The 18,915-nt window shown below is 65.5% G+C and carries 17 protein-coding genes; 6 read left to right on the top strand and 11 right to left on the bottom strand.

Annotation, left to right across the window (positions count from 1 at the left end; genetic code table 11):
- Window positions 1-79: 79 nt before the first annotated feature.
- The gene (locus LQK81_RS13670) at window positions 80-1,075 is read left to right on the top strand and encodes a KpsF/GutQ family sugar-phosphate isomerase (RefSeq protein ID WP_230806909.1); all 996 of its coding nucleotides are present in this window, start codon (window positions 80-82) and stop codon (window positions 1,073-1,075) included.
- 114 nt (window positions 1,076-1,189) lie between these two features.
- The gene (locus tag LQK81_RS13675) at window positions 1,190-1,906 is read left to right on the top strand and encodes a hypothetical protein (protein WP_230806910.1); all 717 of its coding nucleotides are present in this window, start codon (window positions 1,190-1,192) and stop codon (window positions 1,904-1,906) included.
- A gap of 10 nt (window positions 1,907-1,916) precedes the next feature.
- On the opposite strand, the gene LQK81_RS13680 is transcribed toward LQK81_RS13675, so the two are convergent.
- The 8 genes from LQK81_RS13680 to LQK81_RS13715 form a co-directional block, all read right to left on the bottom strand.
- On the bottom strand, window positions 1,917-2,375 hold the full coding sequence (locus LQK81_RS13680; RefSeq protein WP_230806911.1) for an NfeD family protein: 459 nt from the start codon (window positions 2,373-2,375) through the stop codon (window positions 1,917-1,919).
- A gap of 3 nt (window positions 2,376-2,378) precedes the next feature.
- The gene (locus LQK81_RS13685) at window positions 2,379-3,386 is read right to left on the bottom strand and encodes an SPFH domain-containing protein (RefSeq protein ID WP_230807138.1); all 1,008 of its coding nucleotides are present in this window, start codon (window positions 3,384-3,386) and stop codon (window positions 2,379-2,381) included.
- Window positions 3,387-3,569: 183 nt separating this feature from the next.
- Window positions 3,570-4,601 carry a ferrochelatase gene (gene hemH, locus LQK81_RS13690; protein ID WP_230806912.1) on the bottom strand — a complete coding sequence of 344 codons (1,032 nt, stop codon included), beginning with the start codon at window positions 4,599-4,601 and terminating at the stop codon, window positions 3,570-3,572.
- 126 nt (window positions 4,602-4,727) lie between these two features.
- A complete protein-coding gene (locus LQK81_RS13695; RefSeq protein ID WP_230806913.1) occupies window positions 4,728-6,563 on the bottom strand; it encodes a bifunctional metallophosphatase/5'-nucleotidase in 1,836 nt (611 codons plus the stop codon).
- A 172-nt stretch (window positions 6,564-6,735) separates the two neighbouring features.
- The gene (locus tag LQK81_RS13700) at window positions 6,736-7,569 is read right to left on the bottom strand and encodes a PhzF family phenazine biosynthesis protein (protein ID WP_230806914.1); all 834 of its coding nucleotides are present in this window, start codon (window positions 7,567-7,569) and stop codon (window positions 6,736-6,738) included.
- 43 nt (window positions 7,570-7,612) lie between these two features.
- Window positions 7,613-7,981 carry a hypothetical protein gene (locus LQK81_RS13705; RefSeq protein WP_230806915.1) on the bottom strand — a complete coding sequence of 123 codons (369 nt, stop codon included), beginning with the start codon at window positions 7,979-7,981 and terminating at the stop codon, window positions 7,613-7,615.
- 178 nt (window positions 7,982-8,159) lie between these two features.
- Window positions 8,160-9,611, bottom strand: a complete 1,452-nt coding sequence (locus LQK81_RS13710) for a homospermidine synthase (RefSeq protein ID WP_230806916.1) — start codon at window positions 9,609-9,611, stop codon at window positions 8,160-8,162.
- 134 nt (window positions 9,612-9,745) lie between these two features.
- Window positions 9,746-10,654, bottom strand: coding sequence for a heme-dependent oxidative N-demethylase family protein (locus LQK81_RS13715; protein WP_230806917.1), 909 nt, complete (start codon window positions 10,652-10,654; stop codon window positions 9,746-9,748).
- Between the two features lie 93 nt (window positions 10,655-10,747).
- Here LQK81_RS13715 and LQK81_RS13720 point away from each other — a divergent pair, with 93 nt between their 5' ends.
- Window positions 10,748-11,035 (top strand): CopG family ribbon-helix-helix protein, encoded by a 288-nt coding sequence (locus LQK81_RS13720; protein ID WP_230806918.1) that lies wholly within the window; start codon window positions 10,748-10,750, stop codon window positions 11,033-11,035.
- Complete coding sequence (locus LQK81_RS13725; protein ID WP_230806919.1) at window positions 11,032-11,337, top strand: type II toxin-antitoxin system RelE/ParE family toxin; 306 nt, start codon at window positions 11,032-11,034, stop codon at window positions 11,335-11,337. The genes LQK81_RS13720 and LQK81_RS13725 overlap by 4 nt, the downstream gene beginning before the upstream one ends.
- 29 nt (window positions 11,338-11,366) lie before the next feature.
- Here the strand turns inward: LQK81_RS13725 and LQK81_RS13730 are convergent, their stop codons facing one another.
- From LQK81_RS13730 to LQK81_RS13740, 3 genes are all read right to left on the bottom strand, one after another.
- Window positions 11,367-12,050: an aminotransferase class IV family protein gene (locus LQK81_RS13730; RefSeq protein ID WP_230806920.1), complete on the bottom strand. Its 684-nt coding sequence runs from the start codon at window positions 12,048-12,050 to the stop codon at window positions 11,367-11,369.
- A complete protein-coding gene (locus LQK81_RS13735) occupies window positions 12,035-13,192 on the bottom strand; it encodes an aminodeoxychorismate synthase component I (RefSeq protein WP_230806921.1) in 1,158 nt (385 codons plus the stop codon). Before LQK81_RS13735 ends, LQK81_RS13730 begins: the two co-directional genes overlap by 16 nt.
- Before the next feature lie 85 nt (window positions 13,193-13,277).
- The gene (locus LQK81_RS13740; protein WP_230806922.1) at window positions 13,278-15,131 is read right to left on the bottom strand and encodes a M3 family oligoendopeptidase; all 1,854 of its coding nucleotides are present in this window, start codon (window positions 15,129-15,131) and stop codon (window positions 13,278-13,280) included.
- Window positions 15,132-15,292: 161 nt separating this feature from the next.
- Here LQK81_RS13740 and LQK81_RS13745 point away from each other — a divergent pair, with 161 nt between their 5' ends.
- Together LQK81_RS13745 and LQK81_RS13750 are read left to right on the top strand one after the other, a co-directional pair.
- On the top strand, window positions 15,293-16,831 hold the full coding sequence (locus tag LQK81_RS13745; RefSeq protein ID WP_230806923.1) for a sigma-54-dependent transcriptional regulator: 1,539 nt from the start codon (window positions 15,293-15,295) through the stop codon (window positions 16,829-16,831).
- 178 nt (window positions 16,832-17,009) lie between these two features.
- Window positions 17,010-18,875 carry a DUF882 domain-containing protein gene (locus LQK81_RS13750; RefSeq protein ID WP_442967129.1) on the top strand — a complete coding sequence of 622 codons (1,866 nt, stop codon included), beginning with the start codon at window positions 17,010-17,012 and terminating at the stop codon, window positions 18,873-18,875.
- Window positions 18,876-18,915 lie beyond the last annotated feature (40 nt).

Consider the following 18,915-nt stretch of genomic DNA (forward strand, 5'->3'; position numbering starts at 1 on the left):
TTCCGTAGCTTACGCTGTGTGACCGCGCCGAAGGCGGCGCCAGATGGACATCGCCGGGCAAAAGCGCTAACAGGCAGCGATGATCAAAAGACAAGCTCTCGTCGAAAGCAGCGGCGCGATCGCTTCAGCGATCCGTACCGTCGAAACCGAGCGTGCCGGCCTCGAAGCCCTGGCCGACGCGCTGAACGGCTCCCTCTACGACGCCTTCTGCGAGGCGGTGCGCACGATCGGCGACATCCGGGGGCGGGTCATCGTCACCGGCATCGGCAAGTCCGGCCATATCGGCACCAAGATCGCCGCTTCGCTTGCCTCGACCGGCACGCCGGCCTTCTTCGTCCATCCCGTCGAGGCCAACCATGGCGATCTCGGGATGATCGGACCGGACGACGTCATCCTCGCCATGTCCTGGAGCGGCGAGACCTCGGAGTTGCAGGGGATCGTCTCCTATTCCCGGCGCTTTTCGATCCCGCTGATCGCGATCACCTCCGGCGAGCGCTCGGCACTGGCGCGCGAGTCCGACATCGTGCTGCTCTTGCCGAAGGCGCAGGAAGCCTGCCCGCACGGGCTGGCGCCGACCACCTCCACGCTGATGCAGCTTTCGCTCGGCGACGCGCTGGTCGTGGCCCTGCTCGAGGCGCGCGGCTTCACCGCCACCGATTTCAAGACCTTCCATCCAGGCGGCAAGCTGGGCGCGAGCCTGACCCATGTCGGCGACATCATGCACAGCGGCGAGAACCTGCCGCTCGTGCCGCTCGGCACGTCGATGCCGGCCGCCGTGCTGCTCCTGTCGCAGAAGCACTATGGCTGCGTCGGGGTCATCGACGACGAAGGCAGGTTGGCCGGCATCGTCACCGACGGCGACATCGCCCGCAATCTGTCGCGCAACCTGGCGGCGCTCGACGTCGACGACATCATGACGCGCACGCCGAAGACCGTCCGCCCGGCGACGCTCGCGACGGCGGCGCTGGGGCTTTTGAACCAGCACAACATCTCGGCGCTGATCGTCACCGACGAGACCGTGCGGCCGGTCGGCATCGTGCACTTCCACGACCTATTGCGCATCGGCGTCGCCTAAACGACGGCGTAGCGCGAAATGGGGCATTCACATCCAGTAACCTTTGTAAGTGAACTAGAGAAAGCTTGGGCCTCCTGATATCGCTTTTCTCGATCGAGATAGGAGCGAACTCGGATGGCATCGCCAGACATTTTTAATGAGCCGCCGACTGGGCCGGTTAGAGATCTCGCCATGGCGCTCGTCGGCGCTCTACCTTTTGGTAGCCTTTGGCAGTTGCTTGCGGGAAAGCTTTGGGACGATCCACGTTGTGCTGCATACCGGCATTTTGCCATTGCGTTGGCGAAACGCCTTCGCGAGCTGGAGCAAACGTCATCACTAGACATTGGTGACGCGTTGCAGAAACCTGAAACTCAGCCGTTGCTACTAAGCGCGTTTGAAACTGCCGCGAGATCAATTGGGGAGAAGAAGCTTGAGGCACTGAGAAATGCCGCTGTTCAAGGGATATTTGAACGCAGCTATCCATTTGATCTCTCCGTGCTGGTGTTTTCCTTGTTGGACCGTGTGACAGAGGGGCATCTGGTCTTGCTTCATTTTATCGCCAGCGGCGGTCTGCCAGGTAAGCTTCCTCCATACGAAATCGATGTCACGCAAGTCGGAATCACCGTGGAAATGCGCCGTGCGAGTGACGCAACTATCATTGCGCAGCAGATAACTCTCAATGAGCTAATTCTTCATGATTTGATAAACATGGGCCTGGTTACAACTAGGCTTGAAATTGGCCCCGTGCATACTTGGAGCACTGACGCGTCGCGTAACGCTCCTGCTCGTGTGGTGCTTACGAAAAAAGGGAAATTGTTCGTCGAGCACATTTTCCCGGCTGCCATCAGCTAGCATTTCGATCCTAGACCGGCTCCACCGTCAAATCCCGTCCCGAGCTTGCCACGACGCGCACGCGCGCGCCGACCGGCAGGTCCGGGCCCTGCACGTTCCACATGGTGTCGTCCAGCCGGATGCGGCCGCGGCCTTCGGTGATCGGCTGGTCGAGCGTGGCGGTGCGGCCGACGAGGCTTTGGCCGCGCTGGTTCAGGAAGGGTTCGTCGGTGCGCTTCTCGTTGCGGGCGACAAGGCGGCGCCCCACGAGGACGGCTATGATGGAGAGGGCGGCGAAGACGAGCCATTGCACCTGCCAGACCCACCAGCCAGTTTCCCACAGGAGCAGCGACAGGGCGCCGGTGAGAACGGCCGCGATGCCGATCCAGACGAGGAAGACGCCGGGCATCAGCACTTCCAGCGTCAGAAGCACGACGCCCAGCACCCACCAGGCCCAAGGGCCAAGCTCGGCTGCGATCTTGGCGACCATGGCTCAGCTTTCCCTCTGGGTGGTGTCGAAGGGGTTGCGCACGGCCGTGCCGGTCGCAGGCGTCGCGCCACGCGGGCGCGGCGAAGCTGGCTGCGGGCCGTCGCCGAAGACCTCGCGGGCGATCGCGCCGATGCCGCCGAGCGAGCCGATCAGCGCCGAGGCTTCCATCGGCATCAGCACGATCTTGGAATTCGGCGCCGCGCCGACGGTGGCCAGTGCTTCCGTGTATTTCTGCGCCACGAAGTAGTTGATCGCCTGCACGTCGCCGGCGGCGATCGCCTCCGACACCATCTTCGTCGCCTTGGCTTCGGCCTCGGCCAGGCGCTCACGGGCCTCGGCGTCGCGGAAGGCTGCCTCGCGCTGGCCCTCGGCCTGGAGGATGGCCGACTGCTTGGCGCCCTCGGCCCGCAGGATCTGGGCGTTGCGCGCACCTTCGGCTTCCAGCACCTGCGCGCGCTTCTCGCGCTCGGCCTTCATCTGCCGGGCCATGGCGTCGACGAGGTCCTTCGGCGGCGCGATGTCCTTGATCTCGACGCGGGTGATCTTCAGGCCCCACGGCGTGGCCGCGTCGTCGACGACGTGCAGGAGCCGTTCGTTGATCGCGTCGCGGTTGGAGAGCAGTTCGTCGAGATCCATCGAGCCCATGACCGAGCGGATGTTGGTCATGGTCAGGTTCATGACCGCATGCTCGAGATTGGAGACCTGATAGGCGGCCTGCGCGGCGTTCAGGACCTGGAAGAAGGCGACGGCGTCGGCGGCGACGCTGGCGTTGTCGCGGGTGATGACCTCCTGGGTCGGCACTTCCAGCACCTGCTCCATGACGTTCATCCGCGCGCCGATCTTGTCGAAGAAGGGGATGATGAGGTTGAGACCGGGCTGCAGGGTGCGGGTGTAGCGGCCGAATCGCTCGACGGTGTACTGGTAGCCCTGCGGCACGGTCTTGATCCCGGCAAACAGCAGCCACAGGACCAGAACGACCAGTGCCACGACAAAAATATCCAAACCGTCCAAAGACATGCCCCGACCCCTCGGCTTTACGCACGGCGCTCCTCCGCAGGCGGGTCCCGCGGGCAGGATTGTGCGCAGATTCAACGCGTTATCTGCGACACTCTACGCAATCTTCGCCCCAAGGCCAGCGCAAATTCGCGCCAGCCGCCGCCGTCGTCGATGAAGGATCGGGACGGCTTCGGGCGGTCAGATCCAGCCGCCGAGTTCGCGGCGGACGACCTTTTCCAGCACGGCCATGCCGTCGGGGCTGTCGTTCAGGCAGGGGATATGGGCGAACTTCTCGCCGCCGTTGTGGTGGAAGCTCTCGGCCGCCTGGCCGGCGATCTCCTCCAGCGTCTCGAGGCAGTCGGAGACGAAGCCGGGATTGAACACGGCGATGCGCCTGACGCCTTCCTGCGCCAGCCTTTCCACCGTCTTGTCGGTATAGGGCTGCAGCCATTCTTCCGGGCCGAAGCGCGACTGGAAGGTGACCTGCAGCTTCTCGCTCGACCAGCCGAGCCTGTCGCGCAGCAGGCGGGCCGTCTTCTGGCACTGACAGTAATAGGGATCGCCCTTGTCGAAATAGGACTTGGGAATGCCGTGGAACGAGGCGAGCACCACCTCCGGCTCCCAGTCGAGCGTCGAAAGATGGCCGGTGATGGAGTTGGCGAGCGCCTCGATATAGGCCGGGTCGTCGTGATAGGGCGGCACCGTCCGCAGAGCCGGCTGCCAGCGCATCTTCAGGAGCGCCTCGAAGGCCTTGTCGTTGACCGTTGCCGTGGTCGCTGCGGCGTATTGCGGGTAGAGCGGAAAGAGAAGGATCCGCTCGCAGCCCTGCTGCTGCAGGTGCTCCAGCCGCGAGGCGATCGAGGGCTGGCCGTAGCGCATCGCCCAGTCGACGACGACCTCGGGATGGCCGGCAAGCGCCACCGACATCAGTTCCGCCTGGTTGCGCGTGTAGGTGCGCAGGAAGCTCTCGTTCTTCTCCTTGTTCCAGATCAGTTCATAGGCCTTGCCCACCTTGCCCGGCCGGGTGTTGAGCACGATGCCGAACAGGATCGGATACCAGGCGATCCTCGGCCATTCGATCACCCGCTTGTCGGTGAGGAATTCCTTGAGGTAACGCCGCATCGAGGCATAGTCGGTGCCATCAGGGGTGCCGAGATTGACGAGCAGGACGCCGACCCGGCCGTGCTTGACGGAAGGATGGTCTGCGGGCTTCGGGGCGGCATTGCTCATATTGGGTCCTGTGCATTCAGTCTGGCGGCGGCGGTGACCGCCGAAAATTCTCTGTAATCGTTCTAAAAAGAAAAGCCGGTCCGGGAAAGCCCGGGCCGGTGCAAAATGTGGAGACAAATTGTCCTTTTATTTGGCCGGGACCTCGAGCTCCGAGCCGATCGCGAGCGCACGGGGCTTAGGATTGTCGTTCGCCTCGGAGATCCTTCGCCACTGGAACCCGTCGCCATAGGCGTCCTCGGCGAGTTCCCACAGCGTGTCGCCGCGCACGACGATGTGCTTCGAGGCGGCTGCCGCCGGAGTGGCGGTCGCAGTGCCCGATGGCGCGGGCGTAGCCGAAGGTGCGGCGGTCGTTGTGGTGGCGGTGGCGATGCGGCCATCGAGGTAGGGCTTGTAGGGCTGGTGGGCGGCCAGGTAGTCGGCGAGCACCTCGTCGAGCGTCGGGCCGTAGTCGTAGGCGTTCGTCGCCGCGGTGGCGAAGATATCGTAGCCGTCGCCGCCGGCGCGCATGTAGTTGTTCGAGGCGAGCGTATAGACCTTGTCGGGGTCGAGCGGGACGAAGGCGTCGCCCTCCTGCATCTCGACGGAGACGACGCGGTGACCTGCGGGCTTCGACGTGTCGAAGGTGAACTTCATGCCGGCGACCTGCGGGAACCGGCCCGCGCCGCCCTCGATCTCGCTCAGGCCGTTCTCGAGCGCTACGACGATGTCGGAGCCCTTCAGCCCGAAGGTCGAGACGGTGTTCTGGAAGGGCAGCACGGTGATGACCTCGCCCATGGAGACGGGACCGGCGTCGATCGAGGCGCGCAGTCCGCCACCATTGGTGATCACGGCGGTGACACCCTGTCCCCTGGTCCGGTCGAGCAGGGCATCGGCGAGGAGATTGCCCATCTCGCACTCGCCGGCCCGGCAGCTTTCACCCCTTCCGTCGATCGGGGCGGCGGTCTCGGCGACGATCTTCGACTTCATCTCCTCGAGCGGCCCGGCAAGCTCCTTGACCTTTGCCGTGAAGCCGGCATCCGGCGCGAAGGTCGAATCGAGGAGGATCGGTGCGCCGCTCGTCGATTTGACGTTGCCGGCATCGTCGAAGACGACCTTCAGATCGCCGAGATATTTCGAATAGGCATAGGCCTGCACGATCGGAACGTCGACGCCGGCGGGGTTCCTGACGAAGGTCGGATAGGGGCCGATGGCCTTCTCGTCGGTGTTGGACAGAAGCGTGTGGCTGTGGCCGCCGACGATGACGTCGATGCCGTCCACGGCGCGGGCGATCTCCTGGTCGCGCCAATAGCCGACGTGGGACAGAAGCACGATCTTGTTGACGCCCTCGGCCTGGATCGTCGGAATGATGCCCTTGAGATAGGCGATCTCGTCTTCGAAGAAGACGCTCTTGCCGGGAGAGGACGTCTCGCCGGTGTCGGTCGCGAGCACGGAGACGATCGCCACCTTCTGGCCGCCGATATCCTTGACCACATAGCCCGGAATGCGGTTGGCGATCGGCGTGTCGGCGCCAGCGACGGTGTTGCCGGAGATAATCGGGAACTTCGCCTTGTCGAGGAACTTCGCCAGTTCCTCCGGGCCGTTGTCGAACTCGTGGTTACCGACGGCCATGGCGTCGAAGCCGATGCCGTTCATGAAATCGGCGACCGCCGCGCTCTTGTAGGCGGTGTAGAACAGCGAGCCCTGGAACTGATCGCCGGCATCCAGCACCAGCACGTTCGCGCCGGCATCGGTCAGCGCCTTGCGGCGGGCATCGATCGCAGCCTTGACGCGGGCGATGCCGCCGAAGCACGCGTTCTTGCCTTCGTCTTCGGCCGAGCAGGTGGAATCGTACTTGTTGATCGGCTCGATGCGCGAGTGCAGGTCGTTGATGTGGAGGATGTTCAGTTCGTAGTCGGCGAAAGCGGTGCCGCCGGACAGGGCCAGCAGGGACGTGGCCAAGAGGCCGATGCGAAGGCAAATCATGGGCAGGTTCTCCTGTTTCCCGCGGGAAGGCCGCTTCTCAGGCAGGGGCCGGTCGGCCCTGGTCCCCGAATGGGGCCGATGGTTTCACCGCGCAGGCGCAACTTCAAGAGGAAAACGGAAAGGGGCGATAGCCCTTGTGGAAGAGGGTTGAGCGCGCGGCCGACGCGCCGCCTCAGTCCTGCATGATCCGCGCGGTGCCGCTGACGCGGATCGCGCTGCCCGGTTGCGGCGGAATGTCGGCATGGAGGCGCGAGCGCATGCCCATGTCCTCGCCCTGGACGATCTCGATCGATCCTTCGTGCGGCCAGCCGAGATCGCGCAGGTATCCGGCAAAGGCTGCGGTCGCCGCCCCCGTCGCCGGATCCTCGTAGACGCCGCCGGAGGCGAAGGGGTTGCGGGTGTGGAACAGGCGCGGCGTTTCGGCAAAGGCGAGCAGGATCGTCGCCCAGCCCTCGCGCAGCATCACGGCCCGCGTCGCCTCGAAATCGTAGGCCATCGCGGCGAGGTGCCGGCGGGACTTCAGCGCCAGCACGAAATGGTCGGCGCCGCCATGGATCAGGGCGGGCGGGATCGCCGGGTCGAGGTCATCCCTGCCGTAGCCGAAAAGCGCCAAGATCTCCGCCGCCAGTTCGGGCGGAGCCGGCCGGCTGCGTGTCGGCGGCGATTGCAGGGCAGCGGAAACGGTACCGCCCGCCTTCGCCGCCTGGACGGAGATCCCGGCGTCGTTCAGCGTCAGCGGAAAGGTGCCGTCGCCGAATTTCAGCGCAAGGGCCGCGCCGAGCGCGATCGTCGCATGCCCGCAGAACGGAACCTCGATCCGCGGCGAAAAATAGCGCACGCGCCAGCCGTCGCCCTGCGGCGCGGCAAAGGCCGTCTCGGAAAATCCGATCTCCGCGGCGATCCGCTGCATTTCCGCAGGCGAGGGTAGGGCGTCGGCGATCAGGACGCCCGCCGGGTTCCCGCCGGTCTCGCCTTCGGAGAAGGCCGCGATGCGCTGGATGTCCAAAATGGCCTCCCCGGCGCCGCCGCCGGCCCTATGGATGTCAGCCTCAGCCCTGGCGGTTCAGCGTGAACTGGGCGCCGGAGCTCGAGGTGCAGTTCAGCTGGCGCTGGCCGATGAGCGAGCAGTTGGCCTTGGATGCCGACTTGGAAATGTTGGAGAAGAGGCTGATCTCGATCAGGCCGCCCGGCTGTTGGATATAGGTGCCGGTCGCCATGGTCGTGTTGGTGTCGGTCGTCCGGGTGGCGAACTGGCCGCCATTGAAGGTCGAGACCAGGCCGTTCGCATCCACCCATGATCCGTCCACGCCCTGCGGCGCCTGGGCGACCGGGGCATAGGTGTTCGCACGCTCCGAACTCTGGCAGGAAGCGAGCGCCGCAGCGGCGGTCAGCAGGGAAACGGCGATCAAGGGTTTCATCAGGGACTCCGTGGACTTACCCGGATACGGGTTTCAAAAAGTCGGTCCGACCATGCCGCGATCGGACGGTGAAAGCAAGAGACGCCCCCGAAAGGGAGGTGTTATCCGCCGCGAAGGCAAACGCCCGCACGGTGGCGGGCGTTCCCTGGTCTGCGGCGCGAATCTGCTCAAACCGCGCTTATCGGAAGAGGATGTTGCGAAACTGCCACGGATCCTTGGTGTCGAGGTCTTCCGGGAACAGGCCCGGACGGCCGTCGAGCGGGGTCCAGTCGGTGTAGTGACCCTCGACCGGGCCGAGATAGGGGCGCTGGACCTCGAGGCAGCGGCGGTAGTCCATTTCGTCGGCCTCGACGATACCGGCCTTCGGGTTTTCCAGCGCCCAGACCATGCCGGCGAGGACGGCGGAGGTCACCTGCAGGCCGGTGGCGTTCTGGTAGGGGGCGAGCTTGCGGGTCTGTTCCAGCGACAGGCGCGAGCCGTACCAGTAGGCGTTTTTGTCGTGGCCATAGAGCAGCACGCCGAGCTCGTCGACGCCGTCGACCAGTTCGTTCTCGTCGAGGACGTGGTGGATCGGCTGGGCGTTGCCGCCATTGCCGAACATTTCATGCAGCGATAGCACCGCGTCATTGGCCGGATGGTAGGCGTAGTGGCAGGTCGGGCGGTAGGTCACCTCGCCGTCCTTGTCGCGGACGGTGAAGAAGTCGGCGATCGAGATCGACTCGTTGTGGGTGACGAGAAAGCCGTATTGCGGGCCGGGCGTCGGGCACCAGGTGCGCACGCGGGTGTTGGCGCCGGGTTGTTCCAGGTAGATTGCCGCCTTGCAGCCCTTCTTGTGCTTCTTGGCGTTCTTCGGGATCCAGTTCTCGTGGGTGCCCCAGCCGAGCTCGGCCGGCTGCAGGCCCTCGGAGATGAAGCCTTCGACCGACCAGGTGTTCCAGAAGGTGTCGAGCGGCTTCGGCTTCTTGGTGCGCTGGGTGTCGCGCTCGGCGATGTGGATGCCCTTCACGCCGACCTTCTTCATCAGCTTGGCCCAGCCCTCGCGGTCGTCCTGCGCGGGAATGTCGTGCTTGACGCCGAGGTCGTTTGCCAGGTTGACGAGCGCTTCCTTGACGAACCAGGAGACCATGCCCGGATTGGCGCCGCAGGTGGAGACGGCAGTCGTCCCGCCGGGGCGCTTTGCCTTCTCCTTGCGCAGGGTCTCGCGCAGGGCGTAGTTCGTGCGGTCGGCATTCTTCATGTTCTTGTCGAAATAGAAGCCGAGCCAGGGCTCGATGACCGTGTCGATATAGAGCGCGTCGTGCTTGCGGCAGAGCTTCATCAGGTCAACGGAGCCGGTGTCCACGGAGAGGTTGACGACGAAGGCCTGGCCGCCGCCTTCGGTGAGAAGCGGCTTCAGCAGTTCCTTGTAGTTCTCCTTCGTCACGAATTCGGTGACGTGGCGCGCGCCATGGCGGGCGAAGATCTCGTCGTCGGCAGCATCCTTGCGCGGCTCGATGACGATCAGGCGGTTCTTGTCGTACTTGAAGTGACGCTCGATCAGCGGCAGGGTGCCGCGACCGATGGAACCGAAGCCGATCATGATGATCGGGCCCGTGATCTCGCCGTAAACCGGATAGCTCTTCTCTGCCATTCTCTCGTTCTCCTGACGGGGCGCCGCCCGATCTCGCAAAAAGAGGGCCGCTGGCCCCTTTTTCAATCCGGAAACAGCCTAGAGCATAGAATTCCGTCACAATAAAGTGGGCAAAACGGCTCGCGCCGGCATTGTTAGCCGGATATCTGCGAGCGCAGCAGCCGTGCCAGCGTGGCGCGCCGGTCGACCAGGCCCTTGTAGGCGGCCTGCGGGTCGGTCAGTTCCTCGAGCTGGGCGGCAAAGGTCGAGGCGACCGCGGCGGCGTTCGGCAGGCTGCGGATGGCGGCCAGCGGGTCGTTGTAGATGCGGATCGTGAAGAGGATGTCGCCCGAAAGCGGCAGGCGGCGCAGCGTCTGGCGCTCGACCCGCGCGAAGGTGCGCTCCAGCGCCAGGTCGTGGCCGGAGGGCAGCGCCCCATGCGCCTTCGAGGCCGGATAGTAGAGGTCGGCGTCGGGATTGATCGACCAGTTGAAGCGGAAGACCGGCCTTTCCACCTGCAGGTTGTCGAACATGCGGTTGATGAGGCCGGCGTTGCGGGTGCCGTCGCCGAAATCCGGAACCGGCGCATGGATATCCTCCATCCGCCGGCCGAACTTTTCGGGCAGCGACCAGGAGGAGGGGAAGGAGACGTAGCCCGCGACGAGGTGCCAGCCGGTCTCGCGCCGGCGCATGATCACGAGATCGTCCTGGACCAGGGCGCCCGCGGTCAGGAGCGGCGGCATCTGCGGATCGGCGAGCCGGACACGGCGTGTGGCAGTCCCGTGCGCAATGTCGATCGCATCGCCGTCGCGCCGGTAGCGGCCGGGATGGCGCTGCGTGACGAAATCGGCGACCAGGGCAAGGACCTCGGCCTGGGCATCGCGCGTGCCTTCCTCCTCGACGAAGACCTGGTCACGGTGCTGTGCCAGCACGCGTTCCTTCTCTGCCAGATAGCGTTCGAGCTCGTCGTCCGGCTCGATCCAGCGATCCGGGTCGAGCTGGCCGAGGCCGATCGTGAAAAGGCGGGCGGAGCCGTCATAGGGCGTATAGGCGGGGAGGGTCATCTGCGGCGCGTTCGCTTGCTGTGGCGCCCATCCGATTGTGAAGGAGCGCGATATCGTGTTAATCTGTATACATCGTAATCAAGAGTAGGCGCCATGTCACAGAACGTCATTTCTCTGCGGGTGTCGGACGAGATGAAGGACCGCCTGGACCAGCTTGCAGCGGCCACGCGGCGACCGCGATCCTTCCTGGCACAGGAAGCGCTCGCAGAGTACCTCGACAGGCACGGCTGGCAAATCGCGGCCATCGATGAGGCGGTCGTGGCGGCCGGGGACGGGCAGTTTGCCTCGCATGAGGCCGTGGCAGACTGGCTTGTCAGCTGGGGCACCGAGCACGAGAAGCAGCCGCCTGTTGCCGGCGGGGCGGCGAAGCGCGCGCGATGAAGGTCCTATGGTCGCGCCTGGCCATTGCCGACCTCGTCGCGATCCGCGCCTATATCGGCGAGCACAATCCGGAGGCCGCCAACGGTGTCGCCCGGCGCATCCTGCATGCCGTCGAGCTGCTGCAACAGCAACCCCGTCTCGGCCTTCCCACGCATCGCACCGACGTCCGGCGTCTCATCGTCCCCGGAACCGTCTATTCTCTTCCCTACCGTGTGGAGGAGGGAGCCATTGAAATCCTCGAAGTCTTCGACGGCCGGCAAAGAGCACCGCGCGCGGATCTGGGGGCGGATCCGGGCGACTGAGCGTGTCAAGGCCCTCGCCGTCCATTTCCTCAAGGGCTCAGCCTTGCCGGGATCAGCTCGCGCAGGGAATTGCCCACATACAGCCTGCCCGCGGCAAGGTCGTCCACGTGCATCACCGCCTTCTGCGCCCGGCCGTTGTCGATCATCTCCTCGCGCAGCACGCCGGCCAAGAGGCCGCAGGCGAGCGGCGGCGTCCTGAGGATGCCGGTGCCGTCGTCGAGGAAGACCGTGGTGATGGTGCCTTCGCAAACCTCGCCGCGCTCGTTGAGGAGGACGACCTCGTCGGCTGTGCCTGCGGGAAACTCGGCGCGAGCGGCTTCATAGGCCGCGCGGCGGGACGTCTTGTGGCGGAGCAGCGGATCGTCCGACCGGAGCCTCGTCGCGGCGATCGCGACGGTCCAGACGGTGTCGGCGGGCAACGGCACGAAGGCTGCGGACTTCACCTCGATCCGTCCGTCGCCGAAGAGTTCGAGGCGGATGCGGAGGGGGCTCGGTGGTGCAGGGGAGGGCTGGATCGCAGCCGGTCCGCGGGGCGCAATTGCCGAGTGTCCCAAAGCCGCCTCGACCGCCTCCGTCAGCGCCGCTTGCGCACCTTCGGGACGGGGCAGCCCGAGGGTCGCGGCCGAGCGCGCCAGCCGCGCAAGATGCCGTTCCAGCCGGACGAAACCGCCTTCCGGGTCCCAGCGCAGGGTCTCGATCAGCGAGAGATCCATTGGTCCCCCACGGCGAAGCGCGCCTTCAGCAGGCATTCCTCGTACTCGGCCTCGGCGGTCGAATCGAAGACGATGCCGCCGCCGACGTTGAAGACGGCGTCGCCGCCGGGAAAGAGCGAGATCGTGCGGATCGCGACGTTGAACTGCATGGTGCCGTCGGGGGCGATCACGCCGATCGCGCCACAATAGGCGTCGCGCGGGCCGGTCTCGAGGTCGTGCAGGATCTCCATCGAGCGCATCTTCGGCGCGCCGGTGATGGAGCCGCAGGGGAAGAGGGCGGCGAAGATGTCGCGGATCGACGTCTCCGGCACGAGCCGCGCGCGGACGTGGCTGACCATCTGGTGGACGGTCGGATAGGTCTCGATCGCAAAGAGCTTCGGCACTTCCAGTGTGCCGACCTCGGAGATCCGGGAGATGTCGTTGCGGAGCAGGTCGACGATCATCCGGTTCTCGGCCTGCGACTTCGGGTCGGCGAGCATGGCGGCGACGATCGCGTCGTCCTCGGAAGCGTTCGTCCCGCGAGGGGCAGTTCCCTTCATCGGATGCGTCTCGATCCAGCCGTCTTCGTCGACGCGGAAGAAGAGCTCCGGCGAGCGCGAGAGCAGGATCGGTCCGTCGAGCGAGACGAGCGCGCCGTATCTGACCGGCTGGCGCTCGATCAGCGACCAGAAGGCGGCGACGGGATCGCCGTTCCAGCGGGCGCGGATCGGCATGGTCAGGTTGGCCTGGTAGCAGTCGCCCTCGCGCAGGTGCCGGTGCAGCCGGTCGAAGCGCTGGCGGTAGGCCGGAAGATCCCACCCGGCTTTTGGCTCGGTGATGAAGGGCTCGTTCTCGGTCCGCTGCCTCGGCACTGCGAGCGGATGGTCCGTGGCCGGCGCGTCGAAGATGCCGAAGCTCAGGAGCGGCGTCTCGCGTCCCTCGACCGCGAAGGGGGCAAGCTTGTCCTCGAACAGGTGCCCGGCCTCGTAGCTCATGAAGCCGACGATCCACCGGCCTTCGTCATGGGCCGCCTGCAGTGCGCGGAAGGCGGGTTCGAAATCGGCGCGCCGGCGCACCGTCACCATGCGCAGGGGATCGGCAAAGACCGTCGTCCTGTCCGCGCTGTCGTCGCGCAGGAGCACAAAGCGTTGGCGATCGGTCATCTCATGCAATTCCGGCAATCCATCCCTCTTGTCGCGCGCCTCCTGTCGCGCCGGCCCCGCTTGGGGGCGGCGCGGCCGATCCGTATCAGGCGGCCTTATCAAGCGCCTCCAACTCGTCGATGAGCCCTTCGATCATCGACAGGCCCTTGCTCCAGAACGACGGGTCGGCGGCATTGAGGCCGAAGGGGCGCAGCAGGTCGGAGTGATGGCGGGTGCCGCCGGCCTTGAGCATCTCGAAATACTTCTCCTGGAAGCCGCTCTCGGCCTGCTGGTAGACCGCATAGAGCGAGTTCACCAGGCAATCCCCGAACGCATAGGCATAGACGTAGAAGGGCGAATGGATGAAGTGGGGGATATAGGCCCAGTAGGTCTCGTAGCCCTCGGAGATCCGGATCGCCGGGCCGAGGCTGTCGGCCTGGACGGAGAGCCACAATTCGCCGATCTGCTCGGCGGTCAGTTCGCCCTCCTTGCGGGCCGTGTGGACCTTGCGCTCGAATTCGTAGAAGGCGATCTGGCGCACGACCGTGTTGATCATGTCCTCGACCTTCTGGGCGAGCATCGCCTTGCGCTCGCGCCTGTCCTTCGTCCGATCGAGCAGCGAGCGGAAAGTCAGCATCTCGCCGAACACCGAGGCGGTCTCGGCGAGCGTCAGCGGAGTCGAGGCCATCAGCGCCCCCTGGCCGGCGGCGAGCACCTGGTGGACGCCGTGGCCGAGTTCGTGTGCCAGCGTCATCACGTCGCGCGGCTTGCCCATATAGTTGACGAGCACGTAGGGGTGCGCCGAGGGCACGGTCGGATGGGCGAAGGCGCCGGGCGCCTTTCCGGGGCGCACCGGCGCGTCGATCCAGTTCTCGTCGAAGAAGCGGCCGGCGATCGCGGCCATCTCGGGCGCGAAGGCGCCATAGGCCGAAAGCACGGTCTCCTTCGCGTCGCTCCAGGGGATCAGCGTGTCGGGCGTCTCCGGCAACGGCGCATTGCGGTCCCAGAACTCCAGCTGTTCCATTCCGAGCCACTTCGCCTTCATCGCGTAGTAGCGATGCGACAGCCGCGGATAGGCGTCGCGCACGGCGGCGGCCAGCGCGTCGACCACCTCGCGCTCGACGCGGTTGGCCAGATGCCGGCTGTCGGCGATGTCGTCGAAGCCGCGCCAGCGGTCGGAGATTTCCTTGTCCTTGGCGAGTGTGTTGGTGATGAGGGTGAAGGTGCGGATGTTGTCCCGGAAGGTCTTCGCCAGCGCCATCGCGGCCTTGCGGCGCGTCTCGCCGCTCACATCCTGCAGCAGGTTCAGGGCGACCTCCAGCGGCACCTCCTCGCCGTCGATCTCGTAGCGCAGAGAGGCCATCGTCTCGTCGAACAGGCGGCTCCAGGCGGCCGCGCCGGTCATGGATTTCTCCAGGAACAGCTGCTCCGTCCGGTCGTCGAGCTGGTGCGGCTTTTCCTTGCGCAGGTCCTCGATCCACGGGCGGTAGTGGCCGGCGACCTCGTCCTTCTCCAGGCAGGCCTGGAGGCGGGCGTCATCTATCCTGTTCAATTCCAAGGCGAAAAACAGAAGGTGCGCCGAGATGTCGGTGATCTTCGACTGGACGTCGCCATAGAGCTTGCCGTTGGCCGGATCGGTGGTGTCGGAGAAATAGGTCAGCCCGGCGAAGGAGGCGATGCGGCCGAGCAGGTCGTCGAGCGCCTCGAACTCCTTCACCGCCTGGCCGATGCCGTCCTTGCCGGTCCGGCCGGCGGCCTCGTCGAGCCGGCCCTTCCATCGGGCCTCGAAGGCCAGCGCATCCGCCTCGCCGCGCTTCAGGTCGGCCGCAAATTCCGGCGCCTTGGGCGAGGCGTAGAGGTCGCCGAGGTTCCAGTGCGGCAGGTCGCCGAGATCGCCGGAAAAGGCGCCGGCAGTTGCTGTCGCACGGTGGATGGCGGGCTGGTTCTTGAAGATGGGCATCGGTTGGCCTCGTGTCTGATGCGATTGGCGTTTGCTTGCGTCGTCATTGGTTAAAATGCAAGCCTTTCTCAAAACGGCATGTTCAACCCTTCGTGCCAAGGTCCGGCGGTATTGTTGTGCCAACTCCGCGCATGATGTGTGGAGGGCAAGGAGATGTACCAATGACGGCCCACATTCTTGTCATCGACGATGATCCTGTCCAGCGCAGGCTTCTCAAGAACATGATCGAACGCAATGGCCATGTCGCGCACATGGCAGAAAACGGCCGCCAGGGCCTGGAGGTTCTCGACCGCAAGGGCGGTCTCATCAGCGTCATCCTGCTCGACCTGATGATGCCGGAGATGAACGGCAGCGCCTTCCTCGAGGCGCTCGCCGAGCGCGAAATCGGCATTCCCGTCGTCGTCCAGACCGGGCAGGGCGGGCTCGAGACCGTGGTGATGGCGATGCGCGCCGGCGCCTTCGATTTCGTGGTCAAGCCGGTGTCGCCAGAACGCCTCGGCGTCGCCATCGAAAACGCGTTGAAACTCGAGCAGCGCGACTATCGCGGCCGCACCAGCCGCCGCGGCCGCAGCGAAGCGGTGCAGTTCGACGACATCGTCTCGGCGAGCCCGGAGATGCTGCGGGTGATCGAATTGGCACGCCGTGCCGCGCAGTCGAACATTCCCGTGGTGATCGAGGGTGAATCCGGCGTCGGCAAGGAGATGATCGCCCGCGCCATCCAGTCGGCGAGCGACCGGGCCAACAAGCCGTTCGTCACCGTCAATTGCGGCGCCATCCCGCATAACCTCGTCGAAAGCATCCTGTTCGGCCACGAGAAGGGGGCTTTCACCGGCGCTACCGAGCGGCATATCGGCAAGTTCGCCGAGGCGGACGGCGGCACGATCTTCCTCGACGAGATCGGCGACCTGCCGCTCGAGGTCCAGGTGAAGCTTCTGCGTGCGGTCCAGCAGGGCGAAATCGAGACGGTCGGCGCGCGTTCGCCGCAGAAGGTCAACGTCCGGCTGATCTCGGCCACCAACAAGGACCTGATCACCGAGGTGAAGGAGGGACGCTTCCGCGAGGACCTCTACTACCGCCTCAATGTCTTCCCGATCACGATCCCGGCGCTGCGCCGGCGCAAGGAGGATATCCCGGTGCTGGTGCGCTCGTTCGTCGAGCGCTTTGCCGGCGAGCAGAAGCTGTCGACGCCGCTGACGGTTTCCGCGGCCGCCCTGGCGCTGCTGACCGCCTTCGACTGGCCGGGCAATATCCGCCAGCTGGAGAACGCGATCTTCCGCGCCGTCGTGCTCGCCCAGGGCTCCGAACTGCACACCTCCGATTTCCCCCAGATCGCCACCCAGGTACCGGGGCATGCGATCTCGGCCGAGGGGACTGTGTCGTGGGACGTCGCCAGCGCGCCGCCCGTGCCGCGGATGGCACCGGCCCGCCTGCCGTCCGTCTATCCGGAGTTCCGCAGCGAGGAACAGACCGAATCACGTGCGCCGGCCAGCAACGAGAACGCCATCCCGAGCCTCGACGGCGGCGGGCAGGTGCGTCGCCTGGCGGATGTAGAAGAGGAACTGATCCGGTTTGCCCTGAAGTTCTATCATGGACAGATGAGCCAGGTTGCCCGCAAATTGGGCATCGGCAGGTCTACCCTTTATCGAAAATTGAAGGATTATGGCATAGATCCAGACAATCCGGTCAGGGAAGTAGCCTGAATTCAGTTGATTTCTCAATCGCCTCGTGCTTTTCCGGTTGCCGTTCATGCCTTGTTAGTGGATCGTTCACTATAAGGGTACTGTATTGGCAACTGTGGCGGATTTGCCATGCTGTTACCGCAATTGGTCGTCATCTGAACAATCAGGGATGACCATTGTCCGCAGGACGGGGATAGAGTTGGCAAATATTATCGGATCGATGACGCTCCGGGGCGCCAGCGCGCTAGCCATGTGCAAAGCGGCGCTCACGAAGACGCCGAAGGCTCTGACCATCGCTGCCATGGCCGTTTCGCTCGTCGTTCCGGCCCTGGTCCCTTCGGCGACCGATGCCGCCTCCGGCACGCGCACGCTGAAGGTCTATTTCGTCCATACCAATGAGAAGGCCGAGATCACCTTCAAGCGCAACGGGCGCTACGACCAGAAGGGATTGCAGCAACTCAACCGCTTCCTGCGCGACTGGCGCCGCAACGAGCCGACGAAGATGGACCCGCGTCTCTTCGACCTCGTCTGGGAAGTCTACCAGAAGAGCGGATCGCGCGGTTATATCCACGTCGTTTCCGCCTATCGCTCGCCCGCCACCAATTCGATGCTGCGTTCGCGCTCCAAGGGCGTCGCCAAGAAGAGCCAGCACATGCTCGGCAAGGCGATGGACTTCTACATTCCCGACGTGAAGCTGAAGAAGCTGCGCGAGATCGGTATGAAGTTCCAGGTCGGCGGCGTCGGCTACTATCCCACCTCCGGCTCGCCCTTCGTCCACATGGACGTCGGCAGCGTCCGCGCCTGGCCGCGGATGAACCGGCAGGAACTCGTATCGCTCTTCCCCGACGGCAAGACGATGCACGTCCCCTCCGACGGCAAGCCGCTGCCCGGCTATCAGCAGGCGGTGGCCGACTACAAGCGCCGCGTCGGCGCCGATGCGGTCCAGGTCGCAGGCGGCGGATCGGCGGACGAGAAATCGGCCAAGCGCAAGAATTTCTTCGCAGCCCTCTTCGGCGGCGGCGGGGATGAAGACGAAGAACCCACTGCAATCGCCAGCGCCGAGCCGCTGGAGGCCAGGCCCGCGGCACGGTCCGCCTCGGCGCCGGCCGCTGCCGAAGCGCTTCCGGGCGTCGGCGGATCCGCGCCGGCAGATGTCGTCCCCACGGCTGCGCCGACCGTCACCGAAACCGAGATCGCCGAGCTGAACGCACCCATTCCGCTCGTTCGCCCGGCCTTCCGCGACAACGCCGCTCCCGCCGCCGCCCCGGTGCCGGCAGCTTCCGAACTGGCGCTGGTGCCGCCGGCGGCCAACACGGCCGCAGCAGCGCTCGACGCCGCTTCGCCGACGCCGCCGGTGGCGGCATTGCCGCAGGCGGAATTCGCCGACCTCGGCGCTTACAAGGTGCCGGTCCCCGAACTGCTTGGCCCGCGCACGCTTCCGGGCGAGGCGGAGCAGGGCACGATGGCGGCGGCCCTGATCCCCGTTCCGGGCTCGCCCCCGGGCGACGACGCGGCATGGCTTGCCGTGGCGGAAGCCGACGTCGGCATCCCGAGCCAGGCCGCTGCTGCGACGGATGTCGCCGCCGTCGCCGAGGCGAGGCCGGATGGCGGAATCTCGGCAGAGGCTGCGACGCGTGTCGCACTTGCCGTGCCGAGCAACGAGATCGCGGGCGAGGCGCCGGTCGAGCTCGCAGCCTTCGTGCCGCGCCCCTCGGGTGCCGCGCGTGAAGCGCTGACCGCCTTCGACGTTCCCATGAACGAGGTTCCGGCCAAGGGTGGCCGTCCGAAGAAGCAGGATGCGGAGGCCGCAGCTCGTGGTGCTATCCGCACCGAACCGAAGCTGACCCAGAAGATCATCTCGCAATGGGCGCTGACGCAGGATCGGGTGGCGACGCTGTCGAAGCCGGTAAAGGCGCCACGTTTCGTCAGCCGGAGCATGCGCCAGGCCCCGACCACCGTCTACAAGGCCGGCTTCCAGCCGGAGACGGCCGGGATCGACGCGGGCCGGTTCAGCGGTACGGCCGTCAATTTCATGGAAGTCCAGAAGTTCTCCGAAACCGACTGACCTCCATCGTTGCAGACAGACACGAAAAAGCCCGCCGAAC

Origin of the sequence: Rhizobium sp. GN54, from assembly GCF_021026345.1 — a bacterium.
GTDB lineage: Bacteria > Pseudomonadota > Alphaproteobacteria > Rhizobiales > Rhizobiaceae > Mycoplana.